General features: G+C 72.9%; 15 protein-coding genes. 8 read left to right on the top strand and 7 right to left on the bottom strand.

All coding sequences use genetic code 11. From position 1 onward, the window contains the following. From C1J01_RS41300 to C1J01_RS41290, 3 genes are all read left to right on the top strand, one after another. Positions 1 to 933: ABC transporter permease (locus tag C1J01_RS41300; protein WP_111184492.1), on the top strand; the 933-nt coding region annotated here is incomplete at its 5' end. Next, on the top strand, positions 930 to 1685 hold the full coding sequence (locus C1J01_RS41295) for an ABC transporter ATP-binding protein (RefSeq protein ID WP_111184496.1): 756 nt from the start codon (positions 930 to 932) through the stop codon (positions 1683 to 1685). The genes C1J01_RS41300 and C1J01_RS41295, both read left to right, overlap by 4 nt. Positions 1686 to 1695: 10 nt before the next feature. After that, positions 1696 to 2367 carry a histidine phosphatase family protein gene (locus C1J01_RS41290; protein WP_111184491.1) on the top strand — a complete coding sequence of 224 codons (672 nt, stop codon included), beginning with the start codon at positions 1696 to 1698 and terminating at the stop codon, positions 2365 to 2367. Positions 2368 to 2369: 2 nt separating this feature from the next. Here C1J01_RS41290 and C1J01_RS41285 read toward each other — a convergent pair whose 3' ends face one another. Further along, positions 2370 to 2900, bottom strand: a complete 531-nt coding sequence (locus tag C1J01_RS41285) for a uridine kinase family protein (RefSeq protein ID WP_111184490.1) — start codon at positions 2898 to 2900, stop codon at positions 2370 to 2372. 68 nt (positions 2901 to 2968) lie between these two features. On the opposite strand from C1J01_RS41285, the gene C1J01_RS41280 reads away from it, so the two are divergent. Next, the gene (locus C1J01_RS41280; RefSeq protein ID WP_438943180.1) at positions 2969 to 4132 is read left to right on the top strand and encodes a CaiB/BaiF CoA transferase family protein; all 1164 of its coding nucleotides are present in this window, start codon (positions 2969 to 2971) and stop codon (positions 4130 to 4132) included. A gap of 115 nt (positions 4133 to 4247) precedes the next feature. Next, positions 4248 to 5738 carry a carboxyl transferase domain-containing protein gene (locus C1J01_RS41275; protein ID WP_111184488.1) on the top strand — a complete coding sequence of 497 codons (1491 nt, stop codon included), beginning with the start codon at positions 4248 to 4250 and terminating at the stop codon, positions 5736 to 5738. Between the two features lie 92 nt (positions 5739 to 5830). Here C1J01_RS41275 and C1J01_RS50555 read toward each other — a convergent pair whose 3' ends face one another. Beyond that, positions 5831 to 6208, bottom strand: a complete 378-nt coding sequence (locus tag C1J01_RS50555) for a hypothetical protein (RefSeq protein ID WP_181449252.1) — start codon at positions 6206 to 6208, stop codon at positions 5831 to 5833. Here C1J01_RS50555 and C1J01_RS41270 point away from each other — a divergent pair. The 3 genes from C1J01_RS41270 to C1J01_RS41260 all read left to right on the top strand — a co-directional run bounded on the left by C1J01_RS41270 (position 6194) and on the right by C1J01_RS41260 (position 7676). Continuing rightward, the gene (locus C1J01_RS41270) at positions 6194 to 6625 is read left to right on the top strand and encodes an FtsW/RodA/SpoVE family cell cycle protein (RefSeq protein ID WP_235855007.1); all 432 of its coding nucleotides are present in this window, start codon (positions 6194 to 6196) and stop codon (positions 6623 to 6625) included. The genes C1J01_RS50555 and C1J01_RS41270 overlap by 15 nt on opposite strands. A gap of 47 nt (positions 6626 to 6672) precedes the next feature. Continuing rightward, a complete protein-coding gene (locus C1J01_RS41265) occupies positions 6673 to 7110 on the top strand; it encodes an Hsp20/alpha crystallin family protein (RefSeq protein ID WP_235855006.1) in 438 nt (145 codons plus the stop codon). A gap of 65 nt (positions 7111 to 7175) precedes the next feature. Next, the gene (locus C1J01_RS41260; protein ID WP_220040364.1) at positions 7176 to 7676 is read left to right on the top strand and encodes a YflT domain-containing protein; all 501 of its coding nucleotides are present in this window, start codon (positions 7176 to 7178) and stop codon (positions 7674 to 7676) included. Between the two features lie 9 nt (positions 7677 to 7685). On the opposite strand, the gene C1J01_RS41255 is transcribed toward C1J01_RS41260, so the two are convergent. From C1J01_RS41255 to C1J01_RS51615, 5 genes are all read right to left on the bottom strand, one after another. Further along, on the bottom strand, positions 7686 to 8081 hold the full coding sequence (locus C1J01_RS41255) for a UCP033725 family protein (protein ID WP_111184487.1): 396 nt from the start codon (positions 8079 to 8081) through the stop codon (positions 7686 to 7688). Further along, positions 8078 to 8524: a hypothetical protein gene (locus C1J01_RS41250; protein WP_235855005.1), complete on the bottom strand. Its 447-nt coding sequence runs from the start codon at positions 8522 to 8524 to the stop codon at positions 8078 to 8080. The genes C1J01_RS41255 and C1J01_RS41250 overlap by 4 nt, the downstream gene beginning before the upstream one ends. 30 nt (positions 8525 to 8554) lie before the next feature. After that, positions 8555 to 9337 (bottom strand): carbon-nitrogen hydrolase family protein, encoded by a 783-nt coding sequence (locus C1J01_RS41245; RefSeq protein WP_111184485.1) that lies wholly within the window; start codon positions 9335 to 9337, stop codon positions 8555 to 8557. Further along, positions 9297 to 10217: a DUF418 domain-containing protein gene (locus C1J01_RS41240; protein ID WP_220040363.1), complete on the bottom strand. Its 921-nt coding sequence runs from the start codon at positions 10215 to 10217 to the stop codon at positions 9297 to 9299. The genes C1J01_RS41245 and C1J01_RS41240 overlap by 41 nt, the downstream gene beginning before the upstream one ends. Continuing rightward, the coding region (locus C1J01_RS51615; RefSeq protein ID WP_220040362.1) for a hypothetical protein at positions 10214 to 10460 on the bottom strand (247 nt) is incomplete at its 5' end. The genes C1J01_RS41240 and C1J01_RS51615, both read right to left, overlap by 4 nt.

Raw genomic sequence — 10460 nt, 5'->3', positions numbered from 1 at the left:
CCCGCGGACGCGACCGCGAGCGCCGCCCCCGCGAGCGCCGCCTCCGCGGGCGGCGGCGCGGAGCCCGTGGCCGGGGCCGCAGGGCCGGGCGGCGGGGCGGCGGTGTCCGAGCGCGACGGGTGGCCGCCGCTGCCGAAGCGCACCCGCCGCCGCGGGCTCGGCGGCACGAGGCGCGCTATGTTGTCCGGCCGCGCCCGGTGGGCGTTGCGGGTGGTGGCCGTCGCCGTGCCGCTCGCGCTCTGGGCGGTCGTCAGCTCGCTGGGCGTGGTCGATCCCACGTTCCTGCCGTCCCCGGCGGCCGTCGCGGAGGCGTTCGCCGAGATGGCCGCGAGCGGCCAGCTGCTGTCGGACGCCGCCGCCAGCCTCGGCCGGGTGGCCGCCGGGTTCGGCCTGGCGGTGGCGATCTCCGTCCCGCTCGGCATGGCGATGGGCACCTCCCCGGTCGCCCTGGCGCTGCTGGAGCCGGTGATCGGGCTGCTGCGCTACCTGCCCGCGTCGGCGTTCATCCCGCTGCTGATCATCTGGCTCGGCCTCGGCGAGCCGTCCAAGATCGCGATCCTGGTGATCGGCGTCGTGTTCTTCAACACGCTCATGACCGCCGACGCCGTCCGCGCCGTCCCGGGCGAGCTGCGCAGGGCCGCCGCCACGCTCGGCGCGACCCCGGGCGAGGTGCTGCGCAAGGTCGTCTGGCCGTACGCGCTGCCCGGCATGCTGGACGCGATGCGGGTCAACGCCGCCGCCGCGTGGAACTTCGTGGTCGTCGCGGAGCTGATCGCCGCCGAGTCCGGGCTCGGCTACCGCATCATCCGGGCCCAGCGGTTCCTCCAGACCGACCGCATCTTCGCGGTCCTGGTGGTGATCGGCCTCATCGGCCTGGCCCTCGACGTCGGACTGCGCCTGGTCAGGGCCAGGGCCGGGAGGTGGACGGCATGACGCTCGTGCTGCGCGACGTGGTCAAGACGTTCGCCGGAGGGCCGGTGCTCGACGGCGTCGGCCTGGAGCTGGACCGCGGCGACTTCGTCTGCCTGGTCGGGGCCAGCGGGTGCGGCAAGTCCACCCTGCTCAACCTGGTCGCCGGCCTCGAACCGGTCACCGGCGGCACGATCGAGCTCGACGGCCTGCCGGTCACCGGGCCGGGGCCGGAGCGCGGGCTGGTGTTCCAGTCGGGGGCGCTGTTCCCGTACCTGACGGTCGCCGAGAACGTCGGCTTCGGCCTGCGCCTGCTGCCCCTGCCCGCCGCCGAGCGGCGGCGGCGCGTCGAGTGGTACCTGTCGGAGGTCGGCCTGCTGCCCCTGGCCGGCGCGCTGCCCAAGGAGTTGTCGGGCGGCCAGCGGCAGCGGGTGGCGATCGCCCGCGCCCTGGCCTGCGAGCCGTCCGTGCTGCTGCTCGACGAGCCGTTCGGGGCGCTCGACGTGCAGACCAAGGAGGACATGCAGGTCTTCCTGCACCAGGTGTGGCAGGACACGGGCGCGACCGTGCTCATGGTCACCCACGACGTGGAGGAGGCCGTGCTGCTCGGGCGGCGCGTGATCGTGCTCGCCTCGCACCCAGGGCGCGTCGCCGCCGAACTGCCGGTGCCGCTGCCCGACCGCCGCCACCTGGCGCTCAAGCGCACCCCGGAGTTCCTCGCGCTGCGCGCCGAGGTCGACGATCTCCTCAGGGGACACGCCCGCGGCCGCGTGTGAGGATGGGGGCATGGGCCCCACGCTGATCATGGCGGTACGCCACGGCGAGAGCGAGGCCAACCTCGCCCACCGCGAGGCCGGCCAGGCGCCGCTGGTCTACGGGCGCGGCGACGACCAGGTGACGCTGACGGAGCTGGGTCGCGCGCAGGCCGCCGCGCTCGGCCGGCTGCTCGCCGCGCTGCCCCCGGACGAGCGGCCCGAGCTGGTGTGGTGCTCGCCCTACCTGCGCGCGCTCGACACCTGGAAGCTCGCCCAGCGGGAGTGGGGCACCGACCCGCTTCCCGTCACCGTGGACGAGCGCCTGCGCGACCAGGAGCAAGGCCGGCTCGCCGGCCTCAACCAGGCCGCCGTTGAGCAGCGCTTCCCCGAGGAGGCGGCCCGGCGGCGGGCCGAGGGCGTCTACGCCTACCGCCCGCCGGGCGGCGAGTCGCTCGCCGACGTCGTGGTCAGGCTCCGCGGGTTCCTCGCCGACCTGGGCGAGCGGGCCCGCGGGCGGCGGGTGCTGATCGTCGCCCACGACTCGGTGGTGCTGGCGCTGCGCCACGTCGTCGCCGGGGCGCCGGACGCGGAGCTGGCCGCCGTGCTGGACTTCGCGCCGGTGCTGAACGCCTCGGTGTCCGTCTGGCGCACCGGCGGCGGCCGGTTCGAGCTCGTACGGTTCAACGACGTCGCCCACCTCTGACATCAGGTCGTGACCACCAGGTCGGCCCGCTCCCGCGTGCGGTCCGCGGCGAACCAGGCGCGCTCGGCCGCGAACCACTCCCGCCAGCGCGGCTCCAGCTCCGCCCCGTCCCGCGCCAGGACGCGGCCCAGCCGGACGGGCTCGGGCGCCTCCACCCAGACGGTGTACGCCAGCAGCCCGGCCACCGACGCGCGCGCCGTGCCGACGCCCTCGATCACCAGGGCCGGCGCCACGGGCACCGTCACGTGCTCGGCGTACGTGCCGCGCACCCAGTCGTACCTGCGGAAACCTCCCGGCAGGCCGCGTTCGAGCGGGCGCAGCACCTGAGACTCCAGCAGGTGGAACCAGCCGCCGGGGCCCTCCTCCCACGGCACGGGGAAGTCGTCGCTGTGGATCACCTGGCAGGCCAGCGCCGCCCCCAGCCGCCCGGCGAACGTCGTCTTGCCCGACCCGGCCGGGCCGTCCACGGCCACCAGGCGGACCGGGCCGCACGTAGGAGACAGAGCCCTGATGCGGCAGGCCAGGTCGTTCACCGGACCAGGGTAGAGGAACAGAAAAGGACAACTGCGAGAATGTTCTCTCACCCGGACACGCGAGGAGGCTGATCTTGCTCGGACCTCTCGACGGCATCGTCGTACTCGATCTCTCCAGGGCCCTGGCCGGGCCGCACGCCGCACAACTGCTGGGCGATCTGGGCGCTCGGGTGATCAAGGTGGAGCATCCCGACGGGGGTGACGAGTCACGCGGCTGGGGGCCGCCGTTCGTCGGCCCGGACCACGATATCTCCACCTATTTCCTGGCGGCCAACCGTAACAAGCAGTCCATCGCCGTCGACCTGAAGTCGCCCGACGGCAAGCAGCTCGTCGAACGCCTCGCCCGCCAGAGCGACGTCCTCGTCGAGAACTTCCGCACCGGCGTGCTCGACCGCCTCGGCTTCTCCGTCGAACACCTCCACGAGCTCAACCCCCGCCTCGTCATCCTGTCGATCACCGGTTTCGGCCACGACGGGCCCGAGGGCGGCCGTCCCGGCTACGACCAGATCGCCCAGGGCGAGGGCGGCCTCATGTCGCTGACCGGCCCCTCACCCGAGGAGCCCACCCGCGTCGGCGCCTCCATCGCCGACCTGCTGGCCGGCATCCACGGCGCGTACGGCGTCGCCGCCGCCCTCTACGAGCGTGAGCGCACCGGCAAGGGTCGCGTCGTGCGCACCTCGCTGCTGGCCGCGATCACCGGCGTGCACGCCTACCACGGCACCGCCTGGACGGTCGGCGGCCAGGTGCCCCGGGCCAACGGCAACCACCACACCTCCATCACCCCCTACGGCTCCTTCCGCTGCGCCGACGGCATGCTGCAGATCGCCGCCGCCAACGAGGGCCAGTGGCGCAAGGTCGCCGAGCTGCTCGACATCGACCCCGACACCCCGCGCTACGCCACCAACCGCGACCGCAACGCCCACCGCGACGAGCTCATCGCCGACATGGAGAAGGCGCTGGCCGCCCACGACCGCGGCCACTGGCTGGCGAGGCTGGCCGAGGCCGGCGTGCCCGCTGGCGCGATCAGGACGATCGACGAGGTCTACTCCTGGGACCAGACCCGCTCCCAGGGGCTCGTCGTCACCGTGGAGCACCCCGTGCTCGGCCCGATCGAGCTGCCGGGGCCGCCGCTGCGCTTCGACGGGCTCACCGACGCCCGCCACACCGCCCCGCCCGCGCTCGATCAGGACGGCGAGGCCGTGCTCGCCTGGCTGGAGGAACGCGAACGGTGATCCCGGACGATGAGGCCCGGCGCGGGAGAGCGTACGATGATCGGCAATTCGCGGCGCCGCCCCGAGCACTCGTGCGTCACCATTGCCTCGTTGGCTGACCTGTAGGGAGCGATAAGTGAGCCGTCCGGACGCGCGCACACTGATCGACACGGTCCTCGACCGGGGGTCGTGGAAATCGTGGGACGCGCCGCCCGCGGATCCGGCTCCGCCCGGCTCCTCCTACGCCGAAGAGCTCGCCGCGGCCCGGGTCAAGTCCGGTTACGACGAGGCCGTGATCACGGGGGAAGGGCTGCTCGGCGGGCGCAGGGTGGCCGTCGTGGCGTCGGAGTTCTCGTTCATGGCCGGCTCGATCGGGGTGGCGGCGGCCGAGCGGATCGTGGCGGCGATCGAGCGGGCCACCCGCGAGCGGCTGCCGCTGCTGGCCGCGCCCGCGTCCGGCGGCACGCGCATGCAGGAGGGCGCGCTCGCGTTCGTCCAGATGGTCAAGATCAGCGCCGCGATCCAGGAGCACCGCGGCGCCGGGCTGCCGTACCTCGTCTATCTGCGTCATCCCACGACGGGCGGGGTGTTCGCGTCGTGGGGGTCGCTCGGGCACGTCACGGCGGCCGAGCCGGGGGCGCTGATCGGGTTCCTCGGGCCCCGGGTGTTCGAGTCGCTGCACGGCTACGCCTTCCCCGAGGGCGTGCAGGTCGCCGAGAACCTGCACCGCAAAGGGCTGCTCGACGCCGTGGTGCCGGCCGAGGAGCTTCGCCACATCGCGATCCGGGCGCTGACCGTGCTCGCCGCGGGCGGCACCAGCGTCGAGGCGGGGGAGCCGCCCGAGGAGGACCTGCGTCCCGTGGAGGCGTGGGAGGCGATCACCCGCTCCCGCCGCGACGACCGGCCGGGCGTGCGCACGCTGCTCAAACTGGCCGCCTCCGACGTCACCCCGCTCAGCGGCTCCGGGGCGGGCGAGAACGAACCGGGGCTGCTGCTCGCCCTCGCCAAGTTCGGCGCCGCGCCGGCCGTGGTGCTCGGGCAGGACCGCCGGCTGCAGCGCGTCGCCTCCCCGCTCGGGCCGGCCGGGCTGCGGGTGGCCAGGCGCGGCCTGCGGCTCGCGGCCGACCTGGGCCTGCCGCTGGTCACCGTGGTCGACACCGGAGGGGCCGACCTGTCGAAGACGGCCGAGGAGGGCGGGCTGGCCGCCGAGATCGCCCGCTGCCTGGCCGAGCTCGTCACACTCGACGCGCCCACCGTCTGCCTGCTGCTCGGCGAGGGCGCGGGCGGGGCGGCGCTGGCGCTGCTGCCCGCCGACCGGGTGCTGTGCGCGCAACACGCCTGGCTGGCGCCGCTGCCGCCCGAAGGGGCCTCGGCGATCCTCTACCGCTCGGTCGACTTCGCCCCCGAGATCGCGCAGGCGCAGCGCATCCGCGCCACCGACCTGCGCCGCGACGGCATCGTCGACCGGGTCGTCCCGGAGCTGCCGGACGCCGCGTACGAGCCGCGGCAGTTCTGCGAACGCGTGGGCCGCGCGCTCGAACACGAGATCGCCCTCCTGCTGGCCATGGACCCCGCCACCCGCCTGGCCGCCCGCAAGACCCGCTACCGCACCCTCGGCACCCCCTGACCACCTCGCTCGACGCGCCATCGCTCGACACTTCCTGACCACCCCGCTGGTCCCGCCCCGCTCGGCCCCCTTTGACCACCTCGCCGGACCGGCTACCGCACCGTCGGCACCCCCTCGTCACCCGTGCCTCGTACGACCTTCGCGGTCCTCGTGCCGGTCGGGTCGTCCTCGCGGTTCTCGCGGCCGTACACCGTCATGAGGTGACGGGCCAGGGCGAGTGCGGCGAGCACCGCCACCAGCGCGCACACCGCCGGCCAGCCGGCCTGACCGTAGGCGACCGTTCCGAGCCAGGAGCCCGCGGCGCCGCCGGCGTACGCGCAGGCCATCACGAGCCCCACCAGGCCCGGCGTCCCGCCGAGACCGCCGGCCGCGAGCACGGGCGACGACGCGATGACCACGATCAGGCAGACGAGGTTGACGGTGTCCGGCCCGCGCCGGTCCACCTGGCGTCCGGCGTGCCCGAGCAGCACACCGACTTCGTCTTCACCGTGGCCGGGGAGGAGCTGGGCTTCGCCGGCGCGGCGCTGCTGCCGGCCCTGCTGTGGGCGGTGCTCTGGCGCGCCCTGCGCATCGCCGCCGCCGGCCTCACCCCGTACGCGCGCCTGGTCGCGGCCGGGATCGTCTGCTGGCTGGGTGCGCAGACATTCGTCAACGTCGGCATGGTGATCGGGCTCATGCCGATCGTCGGCGTCCCCCTGCCCTTCGTCTCCTACGGCGGCTCCTCCATCGTCTCCTGCCTGGCGGCGGTCGGCGTCCTCATGTCCCTCCACCGCCGCACCGCCCTCTGTCCCCGGGGCGTACGGACCTGTAACCGCCGTCCGGTCGTAGGGGAGGGCTTTGAGGGTAGAGCCAGAGGTGAAGACGGTTTGACAAAAACCTACAAATAGAGTTATAGCTTTTATAGAGTCCGACATATAGATATGTCGAGGTGGTGATGATGACGCTGTTCTCGTCGATCGACTCGGTCATGCGCGACATGGAGCGCCGGTTCGATCGGCTGGCCGGCCGGATCCGCGACAGCGCCTCGGTGACCATGCCGATGGACGCAGTCCGCCGCCCCGGGGAGATCCTGCTGCGGTTCGACGCCCCCGGCGCCGACCCCGGCTCGATCGAGGTCACGGTCGACCGCGGCGTCCTGTCCGTGAGCGCCCGCCGCGAGGAGACGTACGGCAAGGACGACGGCGTGTTCGTCCGCGAGCGCGCCACCGGCACCTTCACCAGGCGGATCTACCTGTCGGAGCACCTCGACGCCGACCACGTCGAGGCCGCCTACGACAACGGCGTGCTCGCCGTACGCGTGCCCGTGCGGGAGCGGGCCCGGCCGCGCAAGGTCGAGATCACCAAGGGTGCGGCCAGGGCGATCTCGAAGTGATCAGGCGATCCTGACGCGGGCGGGACGGCGAACCCCGTCCCACCCGCCGGGAAGGAATGGTGACCATGATGTTCAGGACGGCCCCGACGGTCATCCTGCCGGGCGCCGACCAGCGTCCGGTGGTGGGCTCCTACCAGACGGCGGAGCAGGCGCAGAAGGCCGTCGGCTTCCTCGCCGACAACGGTTTCCCGGTCGAACGGGCCGGCATCGTCGGTCATGACCTGCGCCTGGTCGAGACCGTGCTCGGCCGGGCGACCGCGCTGCGCGCCGCCGGGGCCGGAGCGGCCACCGGTCTGTGGTTCGGCCTGATGGCCGGCCTGATCCTGTCGTTGTTCGCCGGGCCGCAGGGATCGGGGCTCGCGTTCATGGCGGGCGGCCTGCTCTACGGCGCGGTCTTCGGCGCGATCTTCGGGCTGACGAGTTACTGGACCACCCAGCGGGGCCGCGGCTTCGTCTCGCGCCAGGCCGTCGTGGCCGACCGCTACGACATCGTGGCCGACGCCGCGGTCGCCGACGACGCGCGCAACCTGCTGGTGAAGCACAACTGGCGTTCGCAGGGCGGGTAGCCGCCCGCCCTACGGCACGGGGATGCGCTCGACGCGGATGGAGAAGACCTCCTCGCGCGGCACCACGACCTCGTACGCCCCGTGGTCGACCATCCAGTAGCCGAGCGCCTCCGCCTTCATGCCGCTGTGGCCGGTGTAGGCGATGTGCAGGCCGTCGTCGTCCTCGTCGAGCACGATGCACGGCTCGCCGCCGAACGCGCCGACCGTGCGCACCAGCACCAGCCACTCGACCTGCGACCTCGGCACGACCCGCCGCCAGTAGCCGGAGGCCTGCTCGAAGCCCTCCAACTCGGCCTCGCTGAACAGCACGACCTGGTCGCTCTCGGGGCCGAGCGCGGCGGGCAGCGTGTGATCGCCGAAGCGGGCCACGAAGCCCGAGGCGACCGGGGTGATCTCGTCGCTCATGAGCAGGGCCGCCAGGTCAGCCCGTCGTACTCGGCGAAGCGGCGCTCGCCGTCACCGGTCACGTGGATGATCTCCGCCCCGGCCGGGATCGGCATCGGGACGGTGTGGAACTGCGGCACCACGTGCTCCGACGACGTCGTGAACCCGTTGCCGGCGAACGGCGGCGCGTCGCTCCAGTCGCCGCCCATGTGCGGGCCGTACGGCACCGCGTAGGTGTCGACGTCGCGGGCGTGCCAGCGCATGAGATAGAGCTCGGGCACCTCGGCGAACAGCTCCGATCCGTCGAAGGAGAGGTCAAGCCCGTAGTAGAGGGCCTCTGGGGTGGTCAGCCTGACGCAGTCCTGCACCCGGTAGACGTATCCCGAGATGACCGTGCGCTTGCCCGACAGGTATGGCACGAGCAGACGCGGCGGGACCACCTTCTGCATCTGCGTTCCGCTCACACCTCTACTTTACGATCGCTTGACCGTTGTTCATCCCGCCATCACCCGGTGCTGGAGTGACGGCAGGGTCGCGCGGGCCGTACGGGTGAACTCCTGGTCGACCTCCACGACCTGTACGCCGGGCCCGGTGCCCAGGTCGGCGCGGACCACGCCCAGCGGATCGACCAGCATGCTCCGGCCCACGCCGTAGCCGTCGGACGACTCGCCCGGGTTGGGCGCCTGACCGACGGCCGCCGTCCACATGGTGTTCTCCAGCGCCCGCGCGCGCACCAGGGTCACCCAGTGGTCCTCCTTGAGCGGCCCCGAGCCCCAGGCGGCGATCACCGCGAACATCTCCGCCCCCCGGTCCACCAGCGCCCTGGCCAGCTCGGGGAAGCGCACGTCGTAACAGGTGATCAGCCCGACCCGCACCCCCGCGACCTCCGCCACGACCGGCTCCGCGCCGGGCGCGACCAGGTCGGACTCCTTCGCGCCGAACGAGTCGAACAGGTGGATCTTCCGGTACGCCGCCGTGACCGCCCCCTGGGCGTCGATGACCACGGCCGTGTTGTGCACCCGGTCGTCGCCCGGCTCGAACACCCCGGCGATCACCGCCAGCCCGTGCTCGCGCGCGGCCCGCGCCAGCCCCGACACGAACGGCCCGTCCAGCGGCTCGGCCAGGCCCGTGATGCGCCGGCCGTAACGGGTGAGCGTGGCCTCCGGGAAAATGGCCAGGTCGGCGCCCTCGGCGCGGGCGAGCGCCTCTCCGGCCCTCTTGAGGTTGACCGACGGATCAGTGGACACCGGGATCTGACAGAGGGCGATTCTGGTCACGGCCCGACTCTAGCCGGTTGGGCACCGGTCGAAACCAGGTCAGGCACCGCCAGATCCACTCCAGGGGCCCGTACCGGTAACGTGTGAGCCACCACCTGCTGAGCAGCACCTGCGCGAGCAGGGTGACCACCGTCAGGGCGATCACCGACCAGCGGGTCGGGTCGGCGCTGAGCAGCGGCACGGCCAGCACGATCACCACGGTGCCCGAGACGTAGTTGGTCAGGGCCATCTTCCCCAGGGGCTCCAGCACCGCCGACAACCACGGGCGCAGCAGTGTCAGCAGCCCCAGCGAGTACGCCGCGGCGCCCGCCAGCGCGGCCACGCTGTAGAGCGTCCAGTCGTCGGTCTGCGTCCAGGCGAGGCTCAGCAGCGCCATGGCCAGCGCCGCGACAGCGAACCCCGGCAGCAGCAGCTCCCTGGGCGGGCGCAGCCGCCACAACCCCATGCCGACCAGGAACAGCCCGGGGATCAGCAGCACTCCGCCGCCCACCATCAGCGCCCACGCCACGCCCCCCAGACCCAGCAGCAGCACCGGCAGGCCGCCGGGCAGGAACGTGGCCGGCAGCAGCACCAGCGCGCCGTAGAAGGCGTAGTCGGTCAGCACCTCGCCCTCGTACCAGGTGTGCTGGATCTTGCCGAGGCAGAAGAGCCAGAACAGCCGGCTCAGCAGCGCCCAGCGGCTGTTGCCGCGCAGGAACAGCATGAAGCTGATGCCGAACAGCAGGGAGAAGATCGGATAGAACCGGCTCTGGAAGAGCGCCTCGATGATCCAGTCGATCGCGGCCGGAGACTGCTTGTCGGTGTGCTGCCAGGTGTTGACCAGCATGATGCCGCCCACCGCGAAACCGCGGAGGGCGTCGAGCTCACGGATGCGCGTCACAGGAACCAGGTGAACCACCATACGAGGAAAGCGCCGCTTATGGCAGATGTCGTGATCTGTGGCCACGTGCGACGTCGCAGCAACGTCACCGTGGTCAGCACAGCCGATACCCCCACCAGCCACGTGTACGCCCCCACCACGGCCGGGACGCCGATCGCCGACGCCGTCGCGCTCCTCGCGGCCAGCCCGGCGACCGACTGAACGGCCAGCCCCGTGAAGGCCACCCCCGCCAGCCCGGCGTAC

The organism is Nonomuraea aridisoli (assembly GCF_003236395.1).
Taxonomy (GTDB): domain Bacteria; phylum Actinomycetota; class Actinomycetes; order Streptosporangiales; family Streptosporangiaceae; genus Nonomuraea; species Nonomuraea aridisoli.
The sequence above is the reverse complement of the archived record's forward strand: the minus strand, read 5'-3'. Positions and strand labels throughout refer to the sequence as shown.

What these genes read in the sequence shown, in the direction of transcription:
- C1J01_RS41255 (WP_111184487.1), bottom strand. Translation starts at nt 8,081, where the DNA reads ATGAGCGACGAGATCACCCCGGTCGCCTCGGGCTTCGTGGCCCGCTTC.
- C1J01_RS41290 (WP_111184491.1), top strand. Translation starts at nt 1,696, where the DNA reads ATGGGCCCCACGCTGATCATGGCGGTACGCCACGGCGAGAGCGAGGCC.
- C1J01_RS41265 (WP_235855006.1), top strand. Translation starts at nt 6,673, where the DNA reads ATGATGACGCTGTTCTCGTCGATCGACTCGGTCATGCGCGACATGGAG.
- C1J01_RS41295 (WP_111184496.1), top strand. Translation starts at nt 930, where the DNA reads ATGACGCTCGTGCTGCGCGACGTGGTCAAGACGTTCGCCGGAGGGCCG.
- C1J01_RS41260 (WP_220040364.1), top strand. Translation starts at nt 7,176, where the DNA reads ATGATGTTCAGGACGGCCCCGACGGTCATCCTGCCGGGCGCCGACCAG.